Source organism: Streptomyces sp. NPDC048269 (genome assembly GCF_040652395.1).
Taxonomy (GTDB): domain Bacteria; phylum Actinomycetota; class Actinomycetes; order Streptomycetales; family Streptomycetaceae; genus Streptomyces.
In genome coordinates, this window is the sequence record NZ_JBEZLW010000027.1 from 15297 (window position 1) to 35230 (window position 19934).

The 19934-nt window shown below is 71.8% G+C and carries 17 protein-coding genes and 1 riboswitch; of the genes, 7 read left to right on the forward strand and 10 right to left on the reverse strand.

What is annotated here, in order from left to right; genetic code table 11:
• Positions 1–36: 36 nt before the first annotated feature.
• From AB0D48_RS25170 to ribD, 4 genes are read right to left on the reverse strand one after another with little or no spacing between them, the layout of a single operon-like run.
• Positions 37–1326: a bifunctional 3,4-dihydroxy-2-butanone-4-phosphate synthase/GTP cyclohydrolase II gene (locus AB0D48_RS25170; RefSeq protein WP_362401110.1), complete on the reverse strand. Its 1290-nt coding sequence runs from the start codon at positions 1324–1326 to the stop codon at positions 37–39.
• Entirely contained in the window at positions 1323–1976 is a 654-nt protein-coding gene (locus tag AB0D48_RS25175; protein WP_362401113.1) for a nicotinamide mononucleotide transporter family protein, read from the reverse strand. The genes AB0D48_RS25170 and AB0D48_RS25175 overlap by 4 nt, the downstream gene beginning before the upstream one ends.
• Entirely contained in the window at positions 1973–2596 is a 624-nt protein-coding gene (locus AB0D48_RS25180) for a riboflavin synthase (protein ID WP_362401116.1), read from the reverse strand. The genes AB0D48_RS25175 and AB0D48_RS25180 overlap by 4 nt, the downstream gene beginning before the upstream one ends.
• Complete coding sequence (gene ribD, locus AB0D48_RS25185) at positions 2597–3679, reverse strand: bifunctional diaminohydroxyphosphoribosylaminopyrimidine deaminase/5-amino-6-(5-phosphoribosylamino)uracil reductase RibD (protein WP_362401281.1); 1083 nt, start codon at positions 3677–3679, stop codon at positions 2597–2599.
• Positions 3680–3895: 216 nt separating this feature from the next.
• Positions 3896–4026: riboswitch (FMN riboswitch) on the reverse strand.
• 334 nt (positions 4027–4360) lie between these two features.
• On the opposite strand from ribD, the gene AB0D48_RS25190 reads away from it, so the two are divergent.
• On the forward strand, positions 4361–6745 hold the full coding sequence (locus tag AB0D48_RS25190; protein WP_362401119.1) for a chitinase C-terminal domain-containing protein: 2385 nt from the start codon (positions 4361–4363) through the stop codon (positions 6743–6745).
• Positions 6746–6937: 192 nt separating this feature from the next.
• Positions 6938–7696, forward strand: coding sequence for an NAD(P)H-binding protein (locus AB0D48_RS25195; RefSeq protein ID WP_362401122.1), 759 nt, complete (start codon positions 6938–6940; stop codon positions 7694–7696).
• A gap of 44 nt (positions 7697–7740) precedes the next feature.
• Here the strand turns inward: AB0D48_RS25195 and AB0D48_RS25200 are convergent, their stop codons facing one another.
• A complete protein-coding gene (locus AB0D48_RS25200; RefSeq protein ID WP_362401125.1) occupies positions 7741–8901 on the reverse strand; it encodes an ROK family transcriptional regulator in 1161 nt (386 codons plus the stop codon).
• A gap of 55 nt (positions 8902–8956) precedes the next feature.
• Between AB0D48_RS25200 and AB0D48_RS25205 the strand changes: the two genes are divergently transcribed.
• The 3 genes from AB0D48_RS25205 (at position 8957) to AB0D48_RS25215 (ending at position 12370) form a co-directional block, all read left to right on the forward strand.
• Positions 8957–10168, forward strand: coding sequence for an MFS transporter (locus tag AB0D48_RS25205; protein WP_362401128.1), 1212 nt, complete (start codon positions 8957–8959; stop codon positions 10166–10168).
• A gap of 77 nt (positions 10169–10245) precedes the next feature.
• Positions 10246–11640, forward strand: coding sequence for a solute carrier family 23 protein (locus tag AB0D48_RS25210; RefSeq protein WP_362401131.1), 1395 nt, complete (start codon positions 10246–10248; stop codon positions 11638–11640).
• Positions 11641–11716: 76 nt separating this feature from the next.
• The gene (locus AB0D48_RS25215) at positions 11717–12370 is read left to right on the forward strand and encodes a DUF5995 family protein (protein WP_362401134.1); all 654 of its coding nucleotides are present in this window, start codon (positions 11717–11719) and stop codon (positions 12368–12370) included.
• Here AB0D48_RS25215 and AB0D48_RS25220 read toward each other — a convergent pair.
• The 3 genes from AB0D48_RS25220 to AB0D48_RS25230 all read right to left on the reverse strand — a co-directional run bounded on the left by AB0D48_RS25220 (position 12357) and on the right by AB0D48_RS25230 (position 16317).
• The gene (locus AB0D48_RS25220; protein ID WP_362401137.1) at positions 12357–13568 is read right to left on the reverse strand and encodes a GDSL-type esterase/lipase family protein; all 1212 of its coding nucleotides are present in this window, start codon (positions 13566–13568) and stop codon (positions 12357–12359) included. The two genes, AB0D48_RS25215 and AB0D48_RS25220, sit on opposite strands and share 14 nt — an antisense overlap.
• Before the next feature lie 194 nt (positions 13569–13762).
• On the reverse strand, positions 13763–15460 hold the full coding sequence (locus tag AB0D48_RS25225; RefSeq protein WP_362401140.1) for an NAD(P)/FAD-dependent oxidoreductase: 1698 nt from the start codon (positions 15458–15460) through the stop codon (positions 13763–13765).
• Between the two features lie 53 nt (positions 15461–15513).
• On the reverse strand, positions 15514–16317 hold the full coding sequence (locus AB0D48_RS25230; protein WP_362401143.1) for a carbon-nitrogen hydrolase family protein: 804 nt from the start codon (positions 16315–16317) through the stop codon (positions 15514–15516).
• A gap of 446 nt (positions 16318–16763) precedes the next feature.
• Here AB0D48_RS25230 and AB0D48_RS25235 point away from each other — a divergent pair, with 446 nt between their 5' ends.
• Together AB0D48_RS25235 and AB0D48_RS25240 are read left to right on the forward strand one after the other, a co-directional pair.
• Positions 16764–17465 (forward strand): GNAT family N-acetyltransferase, encoded by a 702-nt coding sequence (locus AB0D48_RS25235; protein WP_362401146.1) that lies wholly within the window; start codon positions 16764–16766, stop codon positions 17463–17465.
• A 79-nt stretch (positions 17466–17544) separates the two neighbouring features.
• Entirely contained in the window at positions 17545–17838 is a 294-nt protein-coding gene (locus AB0D48_RS25240; RefSeq protein ID WP_362401148.1) for a WhiB family transcriptional regulator, read from the forward strand.
• A 61-nt stretch (positions 17839–17899) separates the two neighbouring features.
• Here the strand turns inward: AB0D48_RS25240 and AB0D48_RS25245 are convergent, their stop codons facing one another.
• Positions 17900–18355: an Lrp/AsnC family transcriptional regulator gene (locus AB0D48_RS25245; protein ID WP_030027017.1), complete on the reverse strand. Its 456-nt coding sequence runs from the start codon at positions 18353–18355 to the stop codon at positions 17900–17902.
• Positions 18356–18365: 10 nt separating this feature from the next.
• On the reverse strand, positions 18366–19856 hold the full coding sequence (locus AB0D48_RS25250) for an amino acid permease (protein WP_362401150.1): 1491 nt from the start codon (positions 19854–19856) through the stop codon (positions 18366–18368).
• Positions 19857–19934: the final 78 nt, after the last annotated feature.

A 19934-nucleotide genomic window follows, 5' to 3' on the forward strand; every position in this document is an offset into this window, starting at 1 on the left:
TCTGCTCCTCGGTGGTTCGTGTTCGGGTGTGTGTGGTTACTGGTTGCCGCAGGCGGACGTGGTCACGGCCTCGTCCAGCCAGGGCAGGTCGTGCCCCATCCGGTCCCGCTTGGTGCGCAGGTACCGCAGATTGTGCTCGCCGGCCTCCGTCGGCATGGCCTCACGGCTGGTGACCGCGATGCCGTGCCGGACGAGGGCGGCGGACTTCTCGGGGTTGTTGGTCAGCAGCCGGACGCTGTGCACGCCGAGGTCGGCGAGGATCTGCGCGCCGGCGCCGTAGTCGCGGGCGTCGGCGGGCAGGCCCAGCTCCAGGTTGGCGTCGAGGGTGTCGCGGCCGCGCTCCTGGAGTTCGTACGCGCGCAGCTTGGACAGGAGTCCGATGCCGCGGCCCTCGTGGCCGCGCAGGTAGACGACGACTCCGCGGCCCTCGGCCTTGATCCGCTCCATGGACGCGTGCAGCTGGGGGCCGCAGTCGCAGCGCTGGGAGGCGAAGATGTCGCCGGTCAGGCATTCGGAGTGCATGCGCACCAGGAGGTCGGCGCCGTCGCCGATCGCGCCGTGGACGAGGGCGACGTGCTCGACGCCGTCCACGGTGGAGCGGTAGCCGTACGCCGTGAAGTCGCCGAAGGCGGTCGGCAGGCTGACCTCGGCCTCGCGGCGCACGGTCGGTTCGGCGGAGCGGCGGTAGGCGATCAGGTCCTCGATGGAGATGATCGTCAGGCCGTGCTTGCGGGCGAAGGGGATCAGCTCCGGCAGGCGCAGCATGACACCGTCCTCGCCGGCGATCTCGACGATGGCGCCGGCCGGGCGCAGGCCCGCGAGGCGGGCGAGGTCGACGGCGGCCTCGGTGTGGCCGTTGCGGACCAGGACGCCGCCGGGCTTGGCGCGCAGCGGGAAGACGTGGCCGGGGCGGACGAAGTCGGCGGGCTGGGAGATCCCGTCCGCGAGGAGCCGCAGGGTGGTGGCGCGGTCGGCGGCGGAGATCCCGGTGGTGACGCCGTGGGCGGAGCTCGCGTCGACGGAGACGGTGAAGGCCGTCTGCATCGACTCGGTGTTGTGATCGACCATCTGGGGGAGTTCGAGCCGGTCCAGCTCGGTGCCCTCCATGGGGGCGCAGATCAGGCCGCGGCACTCGCTCATCATGAAGGCGATGATCTCGGGGGTGGCCTTCTCGGCGGCGATGACGAGGTCGCCCTCGTTCTCGCGGTCCTCGTCGTCGACGACGACGATCGGCCGCCCCGCCGCGATGTCGCGGATGGCTTGCTCCACGGGGTCGAGACGGAAGGTCTCTTCGGGGATGTCGGGCACGGGCTTGAGGGCGGTCATGCCGTTGCTCCTTCCAGGGCCGGGGCGGTGGTGGTGCGCGAGCGCTGGTACCAGTCGTAGGCGCCCCACAGCACGAGGGCGAAGTACACGACGTAGACGAGGCCGGAGAAGGCCAGGCCGTTGTTGAAGGCGAGGGGTACGCCGACCAGGTCGACGAGGAGCCAGGCGAACCAGAACTCGACGAGGCCGCGGGCCTGGGCGACCATCGCGACGATGGTGCCGACGAAGATGTACGCGTCCGCCCACGGGCTCCAGGACAGGTGCGGGAAGAGCGTGAACAGGCCGCCGACGGCGAGGGTGCCCAGCGCCGCTCCCGCGAGGAGCAGTCCGCGCTCCTTCCAGGTGGCGGTGCGCACGGCGATGGAGCCGTCCTGGGCCTGCTGCTTGCCGCGCTGCCAGGCGCGCCAGCCCCATACGGCCACGCCGATGACCAGCAGCTGCTTGCCGACGCCGCCGGAGAGGTGGGCGGAGGCGTACGCGGCGATGAGGATCAGGCCGGAGAGGAGCTGGGCGGGCCAGGTCCATATGGAGCGGCGCCAGCCGAGGGCGAGGGCGGCCAGGCCCATCAGGTTGCCGATCATGTCGGACCAGATGACCTTCTGCCCGAAGACGGTGAACGCCTCGGTGTTGAGCCAGGTCAGGGCGTTCACTGGTGGTCTCCCGTCGCGTGCAGCGGGTTCACGCCGGCGGCCAGCAGGCGTTCGACGTACTTGGCGAGGACGTCGACCTCCAGGTTGACCGGGTCGCCGCTCTGCTTGATGCCGAGCGTGGTCAGCGCGAGGGTCGTGGGGATGAGGCTGATGGTGAACCAGTCGGCGGCGGCCTCGACCACGGTGAGGCTGACGCCGTCGACGGTGATGGAGCCCTTCTCGACGACGTACCGCGAGAGGTGCTCCGGGAGGGCGATCTTGACGATCTCCCAGTGCTCCGAGGGGGTGCGGGAGAGGATCGTGCCGGTGCCGTCCACGTGCCCCTGGACCAGGTGGCCGCCGAGCCGTCCGCCGAGCGCCATCGGACGCTCCAGGTTGACCCGGGAGCCCTCGGTCAGGGCGCCGAGGCTGGAGCGGTTCAGGGTTTCCTGCATGACGTCGGCGGTGAACTCGCCGTCGGCGGTCTCCACGACGGTCAGGCAGACGCCGTTGACGGCGATGGAGTCGCCGTGCTTGGCGCCGTCGGTGACGAGGGGGCCGCGCAGGCGGAAGCGGGAGGCCTCCGAGAGCTGCTCGACGGCGGTGACCTCGCCCAGTTCTTCGACGATTCCGGTGAACACTCAGTGCTCCTTGGTGGCGGTGGCGGGGACTGTGGCGGTGGCGGGGACGGCGGTGATGCGCAGATCGGGGCCGACGCGGAGGGCCTGGGTGATGTCGAGGCGCAACGCACCGGAGATGTTCTTGATTCCGGCGTCGGCGAGGGCCGCGGGGCCCGCACCGAGCAGGGCCGGGGCGATGTAGCCGATGACGCGGTCGACGGCTCCGGCTTCGAGGAAGGCTCCGGCCAGGGTCGGCCCGCCTTCCAGCAGGACCGAACGCACGCCGCGCAGGTTCAGGTGGGCGAGGAGGTCGTGCACGCCGATGCGGCCGTCGTGCAGCGGCAGCCGGAGCAGCGCGACGCCGGGCAGGTGCCGGGTGTCGGCGTCCTCGCCGACGACGAGCAGGGTGGGCGCGGTGTCGTCGAGGATCCGGGCGGTCGGCAGGACCGTGGCGCGGGTGTCGAGGGCGATCCGCAGCGGTTGCGTCGCGCCTTCGACGCCGCGTACGGCGAGGTGCGGGTCGTCGGCGCGCAGGGTGCCGCCGCCCACCAGGACGGCGTCGCTCTCGGCGCGCAGCCGGTGGACGTCGGCACGGGACTCGGCGGAGGTGATCCAGCGGCTGCTGCCGTCGGCGGCGGCGCTGCGGCCGTCGAGGGTGGCGGCGTACTTCCAGGTGACGTGCGGCCGCCCGAGGCGTACGGAGGTCAGCCATGCGGCGTTGCCCGCCTCGGCCTCCTCCTGCAGGAGCCCGGCCGAGGTGTCGACCCCGGCGGCGCGCAGGGTGGCGGCGCCGCCGCTGGCCTGCGGGTCCGGGTCGGGGACGGCGTAGACCACCCGGGTGATCCCGGCCTGGATGAGGGCGCGGGCGCAAGGGCCCGTTCGGCCGGTGTGGTTGCAGGGTTCGAGGGTGACGTACGCGGTGCCGCCACGGGCGGCTTCGCCTGCCGCGCGCAGGGCGTGGACCTCGGCGTGCGGGCCGCCGGCCCGCTCGTGCCAGCCTTCGCCGACGACGGTGCCCGCGGGGCCGGTGATGACGCAGCCGACGACCGGGTTGGGGCTGGTGGAGCCGAGTCCGCGCGCGGCGAGCTCGATGGCTCGGCGCATGGCACGGGTGCCCGCGTCGGGTGCTGCGTGCGCGGCGTGTGTCGCCACCGGGTCCTCCTGCCTCATCGGGCACGGACTCCGGGGCCTGTCGGGATACGACAGATGAAGCGGAACAGCTCACACGGGGACGCCGAGGCCGGATGAACGGTCCGCTCGGGCATGTCCACAGGGATATGCCGACGAACCGCCGACGGCGGCGTACCGGTCACTGGCCCGCCGCGCACTGCCTCCCATCCGGACTTTAACCGTCGGTCCAGGAATCTCACCTGGTCAACCGGCCGCTGGCTGCGGACGGGTCGCGGACTATAACCGCCGGTTCGGAATTACACCGACCCCGGAGTGCGCTGCTTACTGGTACTGAAGCCAGTTTGCCACGGCTGATCGGCGGCCATGTGAGTGAAGCGCTGTGGCCTGGGTCACAAGACAGCCGTTCTCGGCGGACGTATTGCGCCACGCGCACCCCCACCTGCATGCCATCGGCGCCCCGGCTCCGGCCCCCGCTCCGCCCCCGAAAGGGCTTTGGTCCAGACCTATTGACGGGTTGGTCTAGTCCTCTTAACGTTCCCTTCATCTTCCCGGGACAGCCCGTCGATGTGCGCACGTCACGGGCCAACCAGCGCTACCCCTCTGCCTGTTGATGCCCTGTCGTGTCACGCCATCCTCCCCTCCCCAGGAGGCACCATGCTGTCCCCCACACGTACGAGAGCCATGCTCCTGGCATCCGGCGCCGCAATCGCCGGACTGCTGCTACCGGCACTGTCGACGACCTTTTCGCACGCGGCCTGGGGGTCCTCCCAGACGGAGTCCGGGGGAGAGACCTGCCGCCCCGACGGGCTGTACAAGACGGCCGGTGTCGACGTCCCGTACTGCTCGGTGTACGACACCGAAGGCCGCGAGAAGATGGGCGCCGACCACCAGCGCCGCGTCATCGGTTACTTCACCGGCTGGCGCACCGGCAAGGACGGCACCCCCGCCTACCTCGCCAACAACATCCCGTGGTCCAAGGTCACCCACCTGAACTACGCCTTCGCGCACGTGGGCGGCGACAACAAGATCTCGGTCGGCGCGGACAACGCGAACAACGCCGCCACCGGAATGACCTGGCCGGGCGTCGCGGGTGCCGAGATGGACCCGGCCCTCCCGTACAAGGGCCACTTCAACCAGCTGACCAAGTTCAAGAAGCAGTACCCGAACGTCAAGACGCTGATCTCGGTCGGAGGCTGGGCCGAGACCGGCGGCTACTTCGGGGACGACGGCAGCCGCGTCGCCTCCGGCGGCTTCTACTCGATGGCCACCAACGCCGACGGCTCGGTCAACCAGGCCGGCATCGACACGTTCGCGGACTCCTCCGTCGAGTTCATCCGCACGTACGGGTTCAACGGCGTCGACATCGACTACGAGTACCCGACCACCATGAAGGACGCGGGCAACCCGCTGGACTGGCAGCTCTCCAATGCCCGCCGGGCCGGCCTGGTCAAGGGCTACGACGCCCTGATGAAGAGCTTGCGCGAGAAGCTCGACAGGGCCGGCGCCACCGACGGCAAGCACTACCTGCTCACCGTCGCCGCGCCCTCCTCCGGTTACCTGCTGCGCGGTATGGAGACCTTCCAGATGCAGAAGTATCTGGACTACGTGAACATCATGTCCTACGACCTGCACGGGGCCTGGAACGAGTTCGTCGGTCCGAACGCCTCGCTCTTCGACGACGGCAAGGACGCCGAGCTGGCCGCCGCGAACGTCTACGGCAGCTCCCAGTACGGCGGCATCGGCTACCTCAACACCGACTGGGCCTACCACTACTTCCGCGGCTCCATGCCGGCCGGCCGCATCAACATCGGCCTGCCGTACTACACCCGCGGCCACAAGAACGTGCAGGGCGGCACCGACGGCCTGTGGGGCAAGGCCCCGGCGACCACGTGCCCGGCGGGCGCGGGCCTGACCAAATGCGGTGACGGCGCGGTCGGCATCGACAACCTGTGGCACGACAAGGACACCAACGGCGTCGAGGCGCCGGCCGGTTCCAACCCCATGTGGCACGCCAAGAACCTGGAGAAGGGGATCGTCGGCGACTACGTCACCTCGTACGGCTTCCCCGGGAACACCACGCTGACCGGCACCTACGCCCGCAAGTACGACGCGACGCTGGTCGCGCCGTGGCTGTGGAACGCGCAGAAGAAGGTCTTCCTCTCCACGGAGGACGAGCAGTCCGTGGCGGCCAAGGCCGACTACGTGGTGGACCGCGGCATCGGCGGCACCATGGTCTGGGAGATGGCCGGCGACTACGGCTGGAACGCGGCGAAGGGCCAGTACGAGATGGGCTCCACGCTCACCTCCCTGATGTACGACAAGTTCAAGGCGGCCGCCCCGTACGGCGCCAAGAAGTCGAACACCGCGCTGCCCGCGCAGGCCGTGGACGTCAAGACGGAGTTCACCGAGTTCAAGCTGGGCGACTCCAACTACCCGATCACCCCGAAGATCAAGATCACCAACAACACGCGGGCCGCGCTGCCGGGTGGCACCGAGTTCCGGTTCGACTACTCGACGTCGGCCCCGGACAACGCCTCGGACCAGTCGGGTTTCGGCACGACGGTGATCAGCAGCGGCCACACCGGAAGCAACGCCGGCGGTCTGAAGGGCGACTTCCACCGGGTGTCGCTGAAGCTCCCGGCCTGGCAGACGCTGGCCCCGGGCGCCTCGGTCGACCTGGCGTTCAACTACTACCTGCCGGTCTCCACGCCCTCCAACTGGACGGTGACCATCTCCGGCACGACGTACGCGCTCGCCGGGGACCTGGGACGCGGGGTCACCGTGGTGCAGCCGGGCAGCACCACGCCGCCGACCACTCCCCCGCCCACCACGACCCCGCCGACCACGCCGCCCCCGACCACCACGCCCCCGACCGGCGGTACGTGCACCGGCCCGGCGTACGTGGCGGGTCAGACCTACACCGGCGGCAACGTCGTCTCCCACAAGGGCCACACCTGGAAGGCCCAGTGGTGGACGCAGAACGAGGAGCCCGGCACCACGGGCGAATGGGGCGTCTGGAAGGACCAGGGCGCCTGCTGACACCCCGCGGGTGAGGTGAGTACGTGAGGACCCGGTGGCCCGGCGGCCACCGGGTCCCCGCACGTGGCCTCCGGCGTGCGGGCGGTGGCCGATCCGGAGAAGCTGGGATTCCTCCGGCGGCTGCTGTCACATTCCCGGGCGCTGTCCGGTCTCTGCTGGTGAAGGCAGGTTTCCAGCGAAGGGCAGGACCCCATGAGCACCATCCTCGTCACCGGAGGCACCGGAACCCTCGGCTCGCTCGTCGTCACCCGGCTCCGGGACTCGGGCCACGAGGTCCGCGTACTGAGCCGGCACTCCCCGGACCACCCGGTCGACCTGCGGGACGGCAGCGGACTGGCCGCGGCCATGGCGGGCGCGGAGGTCGTCGTGCACTGCGCGAGCAACACGCGCGGCGGGGGCAGGGGCGACGAAGTGGCCACCGGACACCTGATCGAGGCGGCCCGGCGGGCGGGGAGCGTCACGAACATCGTCTACATCTCGATCGTCGGCGTCGACGTGGTCCCCTTCGGCTACTACGAGAGGAAGCTGGCGGTGGAGCGGCTGCTGGAGGAGTCCGGGTTGGGCGTGACGATCCTGCGTACGACCCAGTTCCACGACCTGGTGGAGCAGGTGGTGGCCATGGCGGCGAAGCTGCCGGTCATGCCGCTGCCGAAGGGGGTCCGGGTGCAGCCGATCGCCGTCGGGGAGGTGGCGGACCGCCTGGCGGAACTGGCGGTCCCGGCCCCGTCGGGCCGTGTCCCGGACATGGGCGGCCCGGAGATCCGCACCCTGCCGGAACTGGGCCGCGCCCACCTCTCGGCGACGGGACGCCGCCGCCGGATGGTCCCGCTGCCGCTGTGGGGCAAGGCGTACGCGGGCTTCCGCCGCGGCGGCAACCTCGCGCCCTCCCACGCGGTGGGCCGGGGCACGTTCGCGGAGTTCCTTGCCGGGCGGGAGCGGCAAGGGCGCTGACGGGCGGCAGCGGCAAGGCCGGTGACGGGCGGGAGCCTGAGCCTTCAGCCGCCGGATCCCCCGAACAGCACCTCCTGCGCCGCCTCGCGCGCGGCCAGCCGTGCCCCCGCCAGCACCGCCGGGCCACCCAGGGTGGTGGCCCGGACCTCGGTGGGGACCGGGGTCAGCGTGGTCAGCCGGTGGGCCACCCGGGCCGCGAGGGCCGGGCCGCCCGCGCGGCCCAGTTCGCCCGCCAGGACCACGCACCCCGGATCCAGGACCGCGGCGACCGCCGCCGCGCCGAGCGCCAGACGCTCGGCCAGGGCTTCGAGGAAGGCCTCTCCCGCAGCCCCCGCCACCGCCTCCTCAACCGGGCCCGTGAAGCCGTGTTCGCGCGCCAGCGCCGCCACGGCGTCCCGGCCCGCCAGGGCGTGGAACCCGGCCCCGCAGTCGGTGGCCGAGGGCAGGCCCCCGGTACCCGGGACCGGCAGGAAGCCGATCTCGCCCGCCCCGCCGGAGGCGCCCCGGCGCAGCCGCCCGTCCAGGACGACGGCGGCGCCCACCCCGGCGCCGAGCCACAGGAGCACGAAGGAGTCCACGTCGCGGGCCACGCCGAGGCGCTGTTCGGCGAGGGCGGCCAGGTTGGTCTCGTTCTCGACGGCCACCACGGCGGGCAGGCCCCGCTGCAGCGCCCCCACCAGGTCCCGGTGCCAGGCCGGCAGGCCGTTGGTGTCGCGGAGTTCGCCGGTGGCGGGGGCGACCAGGCCGGGGGCGCCGATGACGACGGTGTGCAGTGCGCCGGCCCCGGCCTCGCGGGCGGTGCGCAGCAGGGCCGCGACCGCGTCCTCGGGGGCGCCGACGGGCAGGGCGGCCTCGGCCAGGGGCCGGCCGAGGAGGTCGGTGACCACGGCGGTGACGCTGTCCGTCCGCACGTCCAGGGCGGCGAGGTGGGCGCGGCCGGCGACGATTCCGTACAGCTTGGCGTTGGGGCCGCGGCGCTGTTCGCCGGACTCCCCGACGACCTCGATCAGCCCGGCTTCGATGAGCCGTTCCACGAGGTCGGCGACCGACGGGCGGGAGAGGCCGGTCCTGGTCTTGAGCTGGGTGGCCGTCAGCGGTCCGGCCTCCTGGAGGAGTTGCAGGGCCAGGCGGTCGTTGATGGCGCGCGCCGTGCTCGGTGAGGCGGGGGACGGTACCGGAGTGAGGGCAGGGGTCACGGCGCCCATCCTAGGGAGTCGAAGTCATTAACCATCAGGCAGGGTCCCTGATAGTTTAGTGCTCATGACCGGGGAACCCGACCTCAGCCCGGCGCGTCTGCGCCATGCCCGTTCGGCGATCGCCGCCGTCTTCTGCGCCCACGGCGCCGTCACCGGCTCCTTCGCCACCCGAATCCCCTGGATCCAGGACCACGCCCAGCTCAGTGCGGGCACCCTGGGCCTGGCCCTCGCCTTCCCCGCCCTGGGCGCGGCGCTCGCGATGCCGCTGGCGGGGCGGATCAACCACCGTTTCGGCGCCGGCGCCGCCCTGCGCGCGCTGCTGGCGCTGTGGACCCTGTCCCTGGTCCTCCCGAGCCTCGCCCCGAACCTGCCCGCCCTCTGCTGCGCGCTCTTCGTCTACGGAGCCACCTCCGGCATGTCGGACGTGGCGATGAACGCGCTGGGCGTGGAGACCGAGAACCGGCTGGGCCGCTCGATCATGTCCTCGCTGCACGGCATGTGGAGCATGGGGGCGCTGCTCGGTTCGGCCGCGGGTACGGTCGCCGCGCACGCGGGGGCGGACGCCCGGCTGCACCACCTGATCGCCGCGCTGGCCCTCACGGCGGCCGGGCTGGTCGCCGTACGCGGGGTGCTGGACCTGAGGAGCGACCAGGAGGCGCAGGCGCCGCCACACTTCGCGCTGCCGCCGAAGTCCGCACTGTTCATCGGGGCCATCGGTTTCTGCGCGGTCTTCGCGGAGGGCGCGAGCCTGGACTGGTCGGCGGTTTACCTGCGGGACGTCCTGCACACGGACGCCGGCCTCGCGGCGGCCTCCACCACCGCGTTCGCGCTCACGATGGCCGTCGCCCGGCTCGCCGGGGACCGGGTGGTGGACCGGTTCGGGCCGGTGCGCACCGTCCGGGCCGGCGGCGTACTGGCCACCGCGGGAGGGCTGCTCGTCGTGACGGTCCGCCATCCCGGGGCGGCATTGGCGGGGTTCGGACTGATCGGGCTCGGCATCGCGGTCGTGGTGCCGCTGGCGTTCGCGGCGGCGGCGCGCAGCGGGCCGGCCCCGGCGCAGGCCATCGCGGGTGTCGCGACGATCACGTACACATCGGGACTGATCGCCCCGTCGGCGATCGGGGCGGTGGCGGACGCGACCTCGCTCGTGGTCTCCTTCGGTCTGGTCACCCTGCTCGCGTTCGCGCTGGTGGTGGGGGCCGCCGTACTGCGGCAGAAGCCGGCATCCGCGGCCTCCGAGGCCGATCGGGATGAAACGGCCGAAATCCGCCCGTGACATATCGCTGGCCTCGCGGTGAACGTACGTGGTGCGGTCCGGACGCGTGATCAGCAGCGAAACGGAAGTGGTGGAACATGGGCCTCGGCGTGCGCTGGACCCAGCATGGAGACGGGCGGACCCCGGCACCCGGCGCGGTGGTACGGCCCGACGAGCGGCTTTCGTGGCCGCGGACCGCGGGGCTCGGCGCCCAGCACGTCGTCGCGATGTTCGGCGCGAGTTTCGTCGCGCCGGTGCTGATGGGCCTGGACCCGAATCTGGCGATCATGATGTCCGGCGTCGCGACGGTGATCTTCCTGCTCGCGACGCGCGGCCGAATCCCCTCGTACCTGGGCTGCTCCCTGTCCTTCGTCGGTGTCGCGGCGGCCATCCGCGCCTCGGGCGGTGACAGCGCGGTCGTGACCGGGGCCGTCTTCGTCGTGGGCGCGGCGCTGTTCCTGGCCGGCCTCACCGTGCAGCGGTTCGGGGCGCGGATCATCCACGCGGCGATGCCTCCGGTGGTGACGGGCGCGGTCGTGATGCTGATCGGTTTCAACCTGGCGCCGGTGACGGCTTCGACGTACTGGCCACAGGACCAGTGGACGGCGCTGCTGGTGATGCTGTTCACCGGTCTCGCCGTGGTCTGCCTGCGCGGTTTCTGGTCGCGGATCGCGATCTTCCTGGGGCTGGTCTTCGGGTACGGCCTCTCCGGCATCCTCGACCTGGTCTTCGGGAAGATCCACTCGCCGATGGGCGGGCCCGAGGCCGTGGACCACTGGCGCCTCGACCTCTCCGGGGTCGGCAAGGCCGACTGGATCGGGTTGCCGTCCTTCCACGCGCCGCAGTTCGAATGGTCGGCGATCCTGATCGCCCTGCCCGTGGTGATCGCGCTGATCGCGGAGAACGCGGGTCACATCAAGGCCGTCGGCGAGATGACCGGCGACCCGCTCGATGACAAGCTCGGCACCGCCATCGCGGCCGACGGCGCCGCGTCCATGCTGTCCACGGCGGTCGGCGGGCCGCCGAACACGACGTACTCCGAGAACATCGGCGTCATGGCGGCCACCCGGGTCTACTCCACGGCGGCGTACTGGGCGGCGGCCGGCTTCGCACTGCTCTTCGGCCTGTGCCCCAAGTTCGGCGCCGTCGTCGCCGCGATCCCGGGCGGGGTGCTGGGCGGCATCACCGTCATCCTGTACGGCATGATCGGCCTGCTCGGCGCCCAGATCTGGATCAACGGCCGGGTGGACCTGCGCAATCCGCTGAACCTGGTGCCGGCCGCGGCGGGCATCGTCATCGGTGTCGGCGGGGTCAAGCTGCAGATCACCGACAGCTTCGAACTCGGCGGTATCGCGCTGGGCACGATCGTGGTGATCACCGGCTACCACACGCTGCGGTACTTCGCCCCGGGGCACCTGACGCAGCAGGAGCCCCTGCTCGACGAGGGCACCTCCGCCTACGATGATCAGGACGGCCCGGACACGCCGCGTTGACGGGGTTTCGCCCGAACCGGCGAAGCGTACGGCCAAGTTCCCCAGATCCGGCTCGGCGCCTGCGACTCTGCGTCCCATGGAAGCGGTGCTGGCGCGGATGCGCGCCCTGGACGAGCGGCTCCCGCCGCAGGACGGTGTCGCCGTCTTCAACCGGGTCTACCTGACGGTGACGGAGACCCTGCACCTGCGGATCGAACACGGCGGGTTCCCCGCGCCCCGGCGGGCCCAGACCCTCAGCGTGCGGTTCGCGGAGCGGTACCTGTCGGCGGTGGAGGCGGACCGGGCTCCGGCCTGCTGGCGGCCGCTGCTCCAGTACCGGCGCCACCCGGGGATCCGGCCGCTCCAGCACGCGCTGGCCGGGATCAACGCGCACATCGGCCATGACCTGGCAGTGGCGGTGGTGTCCACCTGCCGCTCCCTGGACTGCGAACCGGCCGCCCTCGAAGGCGATTTCGACCGGGTCGGCGACACCCTGGTCGCCTTGGAGGAACACATCCGGGAGGAGCTGATGCCGGGCCCGGACCTCCTGGAGATCGCCGATCCGCTGACCCACCTGGTCGGCTCGTGGAGCCTGGAACGCGCGCGTGCGGGCGCCTGGGCGGCGGCCCGGCTGCTGTGGACGCTGCGCCGCTCCCCCGACCTGGCCGAGGAGTTCCGGGAGTCCCTCGACGCGGGCGTCGGGCTGGTCGGCCGCTGCCTGCTGACCCCGAGTCGGCTCAGCCGCCTGTGACGGAGAACGGGCCGCGGTCGCCGAAGGCCAGCTGCGCGAAGCGCTCGCCGATGCGGCGGTGGCCGGCCGGGTCCGGGTGGAGCCGGTCGGGCAGGGGCAGTTCGGCGTGGTCCGCTTCGCCGTAGAGGGCGCGGCCGTCAAGGTGGTGCAGGTTCGGGTCGTCGGCCGCCCGCTGCGCGGTGATGCGGGCGAGCTCGTCCCGGATGACACGGAGCGTCAGCCGCCCCGTACCGCGCTCCGTCGGGTCGCCGAGGGCCTTGAAGCGCAGTTCCCCGCCCTCGAAGTCCGGGGCGGTGGGGCCCGGGGTGTCCTCGTGGATGGGGCACAGGACGGGAGAGACGACCAGCAGCGGGGTGGTCGGGTGCCCCTCGCGGACGGTGTCGAGGAATCCGTGGACGGCCGGGACGAAGGCACGCAGGCGCATCAGGTCGTGGTTGACCAGGTTGATGCCGATCTTGAGGCTGATCAGGTCCGCGGGGGTGTCCCGGATGGCGCGCGCGGTGAACGGGTCGAGCAGGGCGTTGCCGCCGAAGCCCAGGTTGACCAGCTCCACGCCGGCCAGGGCGGCCGCGAGCGCCGGCCAGGTACCGGTCGGTTCGGTGGCGAAGGAGCCGTGGCTGATGGAACTGCCGTGGTGCAGCCAGACCCTGCGGCCGCGGTCGGGGAGGTCCTCGACCGGGGCGTCGGTGCGCAGGGCGATGAGCTCGGTGACCTCGGTGTGCGGCAGCCAGATCTCGACGTCCTTCATCCCGGCGGGGAGCCCGGTGAACCGGACGGTGCCGGGCGGACCGGGGCGCAGGACCTCCGAACCGGTGGCCATGTCGACGACGCGGACGTTGCCGCCCGGCACGCTGCCCCGGCCGGCCGGACGGCCGTCGACGAGCAGTTCGTACACGCCGTCCGGGCGCGGCGGGGCGCCCTGGTAGAGCGTCTTCGTCGGGATCGCGTCCAGCTCGACTGCGGTGGCCCGGGTCCGGAAGGCCAGCCGCACCCCGGAGGGCTGGGCCTCGGCCGCGGCCAGGCCCGCGTCGGGGAACTGCTTCCGTGCGCGGGCGGGCAGCCGGTGCGGGAGCACGCCGTGCGCGGTGGGTTCCACCTCGAGCGCGCCGCGCAGCAGGCGCGCTTCGACGGGCGTGGTGATCCAGTGGGCCGTGCGGGCCCGGTCGGACGGCGCATTCCGGTCGGACGGGGCATTCATGCCCCCACCCTGCCTCCCCCGGGCCCTCCCCGCACCCGCTTTGCCGCGGGCGAGCGGTCACGCCGGGCATGAGAACGGGCCGCCGCCGCGATGTTCGCGCGGGGGCGGCCCGTGGTCACGGGGTCCGGGTGGGGGGTTACCCACCGGCGGACTCGGGGGAGGTCAGTACTCCAGGAGGTCGGTGCTCCGGGAGGTCAGTCCTCCGGGAGTTCGACCGGGGCGATCTCGTCGTAGACGTCGCCCGGGCCCGGGTTGGTGGAGTCGGTCGAGCCGCCCAGGTGGTGCATGACGCCCCAGACCGCGTTCAGGGCGGTCTGGACGGCGCCCTCGGCCCAGCCGGCCGTCCACGAGATGTCGTCGCCCGCGAGGAAGATGCCGCGCTTGTCCTCGGGGAGGCGGTCCTGCATGAAGTGGGTGAACAGGCGGCGCTGGTAGCGGTAGTGACCCGGCAGGTTGGCCTTGAACGCGCCCATGAAGTAGGGCTCGTTCTCCCAGGACACGGTCACCGGGTTGCCGATGATGTGGCGGCGGATGTCGACCTTGGGGTAGATCTCGCCGAGGGACTTCAGCATGACCTCCATCCGCTCGTTCGCGGACAGCGGCAGCCACTTCAGGCTGTCGTCGCACCACGTGTACGAAAGGCAGATGACGGCGGGCTTGTCCGGGCCGTTGTCCAGCAGGTACGTGCCGCGGGTCATCCGGTCCGTGAGGGTCATCGACATGACGTCGCGGCCCGTTTCCTCGTCCTTGTCCAGCCAGAACGGCCGGTCGACGGGGATGAAGAGCTTCGAGCTCTCCATGTAGTGGGTGCGCTCGATCGCCGTCCAGTGGTCGATCGGGAACAGCGTGTCGTCGCACTCGATCTTCGAGAGGAGCATCCAGGACTGCGCGGTGAAGATCGCGGCGCGGTACGTGCGGATGTCGCCGGACGCGTCCGTGACCGTGATGCGGTTGCCCGCCGTCCGGTGCAGGCGGGTCACCGCCGGGCGCGGGGCGCCGTCGTGCAGGGAGGACAGCGAGGTGCCCTGGGCCCAGTGGATGATCTTCTCGGGCTCGCGCTCCCACAGACGCAGCGGGAGCTGCTGCGAGCCGCCCACGATGCCGCGGTGGTGGTCGTCGGCCTCGGTGTAGACGACGCGCAGGATCTCCAGGATGGAGTTCGGGAAATCGGTGTCCCAGCCGCCCGTGCCGAAGCCGACCTGGCCGAAGATCTCGCGCTTGCGGAAGGACTGGAAGGCCTCGGACTTGCAGAGGAACCCGTAGAAGGTCTCGTCGTCGAGCTTCTCGACGAGCTTCGCCCAGATCTCGCGGATGCGCGGGACGTCCCGCTCGCGCATCGCGGTGTTCATGTCGGAGAAGTCGGCGCCCTCGTCCAGGCAGGCGTTCCACGCGGCCGACACGTCACGGTAGACCTGCGGGAGGTCCGCGATGGTCTCGGCGTAGTGGGTCTCGCCCTTGAGGTCGACGACCGTCGAGGGGGTCGCCTCGGCGAGCGGGTTCGGGAAGGGCTCCGTGACCAGGCCGACGAGGTCGATGTAGTGCTGGAGGGCGGTGGAGGACGGCGGGAAGCGCATGGCGCCCATCTCCGCGGTCAGCTCCTCGGTGCCGGCGCCCTCGAAGCCGACGGTGCGCAGCCGGCCGCCGATCTGGTCGGCCTCGTAGACGACGGGCTTGAGGCCCATCTTCATCAGCTCGTAGGCCGAGATGATGCCGGACAGCCCACCGCCGATGACGGCGACCTCGGTGCCGTGCTCGGTCGCCGGTATCTGGCCCAGGCCCGCCGGGTGGGCGAGGAAGTCGTCGTACGCGTACGGGAAGTCCGGCCCGAACATGGTGATCGGGGGCTGTCCGTCGCTGTGCGGGACGGCGGTGGTGGGCACCGTGGACGTCATGGGGGTACGTCTCCTTGCGGCCTTGCGGCGGGACTGGTGGAAGAGGGAGGTTCTCAGACGACGAGGGAGGCGTAGAGCCCGGGGCGCCGGTCGCGCAGGTACGGATTGTTCTCGCGCGAGGCGGCCAGCAGCTCGGGATCGGCCTCGCCGAACACCAGCTCCTCGCCGCGGCCGGCCCGGGTGCGGGTTGCCCCGTCGGGGCTCGCCAGGCAGCTGAGTCCGACGAACTCGAACTCGCCTTCCGGACCGGTGCGGTTGACGTACGCGATGTACATCTGGTTCTCGAAGGCCCGTACGGGTACGAGCTGTTCGGCCACGAACTGGAACGGGTGCATCTGCGCGGTCGGCACCAGGAGGAAGTCGGTGCCGGCGAGCGCGTGCGCCCGGACGTTCTCGGGGAACTCCACGTCGTAGCAGATCATGATGCCGACGCGGAGGCCGTTCAGGTCCGCCTGGACGACGGGGGTGTCGCCGGGGGTGAAGGCCTCCTGCTCGAAGCAGCCGAAGAGGTGCGTCTTGCGGTAGTTCGCGAGCCGGACGCCGTCCGCGCCGACGAGCTGCGCCGCGTTGTAGACGGTGTCGCCGTCCCGCTCCGGGTAGCCGTACAGGACGGCGATCCCGTGGCGGCGGGCGATGCCGCCGATGGCGTGGGCGGACTCGCCGTCGGCCGGCTCGGCGAGCCCGGCGATCTCCTCGACCTCGAGCGCGTAGCCGGTCAGGAACATTTCCGAGGTCACGAGGAGTCCGGCCCCGCCCTGTGCGGCGCGCGCCGCGGCCTCGTCGAGCTCCTTGAGGTTCTCGGCGGTGTCACCGAGCCGTCCGGAGCTCTGCAGGAGGGCGGTGCGCAGCGGGGGCATGGACTACCTCTGTGGCAGGAGGGGTGGGGTCCTTAGACGGTACGTTCGCGCGTTCGACCCGGACAAGCCGTGACCGTTGCGCTGCGCGCATCGATTCGTTGCGTGTTCCACCACCTGCGCGGAGATTCGTTGCGCGGGGGTCCGTCGGGGTCCTGCGGACCCGGGGAGGGCCCCCGCGGACCCGCCTCGGGATCGCCGGCGGAGGGCCGGGGGCGCGGCCGGGAAACGAGACCGGGTCACGTCCCGTCTCGGCGGCCCGGCGGCCGTCCCGCGGTCGTTAGGCTTGCCGCGGCGGCTCCGGTCGCCCCGGCCGTCCTGGCCGGTCCTGGCCGCCCCGGCCGCCCCGGCCGCCCCGGCCGCCCCGCAGTCTCCTGGCGGCGCCTGGGACCGCCATGAAGGCGGTGAGGGCCGTCGCCGCAGCACCCATGGTAAGGAGCTCCGCACCCATGTCCCCCGAGGTACTGGCGGTACTCGACAACCCGGTCTGGGCCGCGCTGAACGGACCGCACCGCGCCTTCGCCGAGCACGGACCCGCGGGTCTGGCCGCCCGCTACACCGGGGACGCGAGCCCTTTCGCGGCGCTCTCCGACCCGGAGGACCCCCGCGCATGGGCGGATCTGGCGGCGCTCGCCGGACCCGGCGAGGAGGTCTGGGTGACGGGGCTGCTGACTCCGCCGCCGGGCTGGGAGACGGTGGCGGCCATTTCCGGCGTGCAGCTGGACGGCCGGGCGGTACGGGCCGAGGCCGCGCCCGAGGCGGTCCCGCTGGGGCCCGGCGACGTGCCGGAGATGCTGGAGCTGGTCGGGCTGACCAGGCCGGGCCCGTTCATGGCCCGAACGGTCGAGCTGGGCACGTACCTCGGGATCCGGCACGAGGGACGGCTCGTCGCTATGGCCGGGGAGCGGATGCGGCCGACTGGCTGGTCGGAGATCAGCGCCGTGTGCACGCACCCGGACCACCGGGGCCGGGGCCTGGCGGGCCGGCTGATACGGGCGGTCGCCGCGGCGGTCCGCGAGCGCGGGGACAGCCCGTTCCTGCACGCGGCGGCGGAGAACACGGAGGCGGTGCGGCTGTACGGGTCGATGGGGTTCGCCCTGCGCCGCCGGCCCGACTTCCTCGGTCTCCGCACGCCGGCCAACGGGGACTGATCCGGAGGCCGTTGGCACGGAGGGGTTTCGCGGGGCGTCCAGCGGTCACACGCGGGACAACCCACGGAAAGGAACTGCCATGACCGACGTCTCACGCCTGCCCGGCGCCGCGCACCACTTCTGGCAGTGGCAGTCCCGGGCGGCCTGCCGGGATCTGGGATCCGGCCGGTTCTTCCATCCCGCCGGCGAGCGGGGCGAGGACCGCGAAGAGCGGGATGCCGCTGCCAAGCAGGTCTGCGCGGCATGCCCGGTACGGGCCGCCTGCCTCGAACACGCGCTGCGGACCCATGAGCCGTTCGGCGTCTGGGGCGGCCTCACGGAGGAAGAGCGCCGCGCGCGCCTCGCCCCGGCGGAGCTGGCCCGGCGGGCCTAAGTCGTGTCGGCGAAGTCCCGTCTGGCTGGCGGGGCGGCCGACGCTACTTTGACGACACTCCCTAGGCCGGGGCGCCCGAGGTGAAGCGCCGGAGGAGGGGGGACAGGACCAGGACGGACTTGGTGCGTTCCACGAACGGTTCGCCCGCGATGCGTTCCAGTACCCGCTCGAAGTGCCGCATGTCGGAGGCGAAGATCTGGACGAGGGCGTCCGCGTCGCCGGTGACGGTCGACGCGGACACCACCTCGGGGTACCGCTCCAGGCCCCGCCGGATGTCGTCCGGCGAGGTGTTGTGGCGACAGTAGATCTCGATGAAGCCCTCGGTCTCCCAGCCCATCGCGGCGGGATCCACGCGGACCGTGAAGCCGGTGATGGCGCCCTCGGCCCGCAGCCGGTCCACGCGCCGCTTCACGGCGGGCGCGGAGAGCCCGACCTCGGAGCCGATGTCCGCATAGGAGCGGCGGGCGTCCTCGGCGAGGGCGTGCACGATGCGTTCGTCGAGATCGTTCAGTCGCACGGGGGGTGAATCACTTCTGTTCAGCGGCCTCCGCGGCCGGGGCGGCCACGTCGGCCGCAGTGGCCAGGCTGGAGCGGCGCATGCCGTAGAAGAAGTAGATCACGAGCCCGACCGCCATCCAGCCACCGAACACCGCCCAGGTGATTCCCGGCAGCTCCGTCATCAGATAGGCGCACAGGAGGAAGCCCACGATCGGGGTGACCGGGAAGAGGGCGACCTTGAAGGTGCGGTTCATCTCGGGGCGGGTGAAGCGCAGGATGACGACGGCCACGTTGACCAGGCCGAAGGCGAAGAGCGTGCCGATGCTGGTGGCGTTGGCCAGCTCGCCCAGCGGGATGAACGCGCCCAGCAGGCCGCAGAAGGCGCAGACGATGATGGTGTTGATCCGCGGGGTGCCGGTCTTCGGGTCGACCTTCGCGAAGGCCTTCGGCATCAGACCGTCGCGGGACATCGCGAACAGGATGCGCGTCTGGCCGTAGAGCACGGCGAAGACGACGCTCGCGATGGCGACGACCGCACCGGCCGCGAGGATGACGCTCCAGAAGGCGTGCCCGGTGACGTTCTCCATGATCTGCGCCAGGGCGGCCTCGCTGCCCTCGAACTCCTGCCACGGCATGGCGCCGACGGCGACGAGGGCGACCAGGCAGTACAGGGCCGTGACGATCAGCAGCGAGAGCATGATCGCGCGGGGCAGGTCCTTCTTCGGGTTCTTGGCTTCCTCACCGGCGGTGGAGGCGGCGTCGAAGCCGATGTACGAGAAGAAGAGCATGGAGGCGGCGGTGCTGATGGCGGTGACGCCCAGCGGGGCCAGCGGGGTGTAGTTGCCGGCCTTGATGCCCATGAAGCCGATGACGCAGAAGAGCACCAGCGTGACGATCTTGACGCCGACCATGATCGAGTTGATCCGGGCGCTCTCCTTGGCCCCGCGGAGCAGGAAGACCATGCAGAGCAGGACGACGACCAGGGCGGGCAGGTTGATGTAGCCGCCCTCGCCCAGCGGGGCGGAGAAGCCCTCGGGGATGGTGATGCCGAGCGTGCCGTCGAGCAGCTCGTTGAGGTACTGCCCCCAGCCGACGGCCACGGCCGCGACCGAGACGCCGTACTCCAGGACCAGGCACCAGCCGCAGACCCAGGCTATGAGCTCGCCCATGGTGGCGTAGGCGTAGGAGTACGAGGAGCCCGAGACGGGGATGGAGCCCGCCAGCTCGGCGTAGGAGAGGGCGGAGAACAGCGCGGTCAGGCCCGCGACGATGAAGGCGATCCAGACGGCCGGGCCGGCGATCGGGGTGGCTTCGCCGAGGACGACGAAGATGCCGGTGCCCAGGGTCGCGCCGATGCTGATCATGGTCAGCTGCCACATGGTGAGCGAGCGCTTGAGCGCACCGCCCTCGCCCTGACCGCCCTCGGCGACCAGCTGCTCGACCGGCTTGCGGCGGAGGAGGGGATGCGCGGGCCTGCGGGGCTCGGTCGTGACGGGTGGCGCCTGGCCGTGGTCGAGCACGAAGGACTCCTTCTTCACTGCGGATGGGGACTTACAGGCGTCGACCGCAGCGGTCCGGAGCAGGAGCAGGCCTGAGCC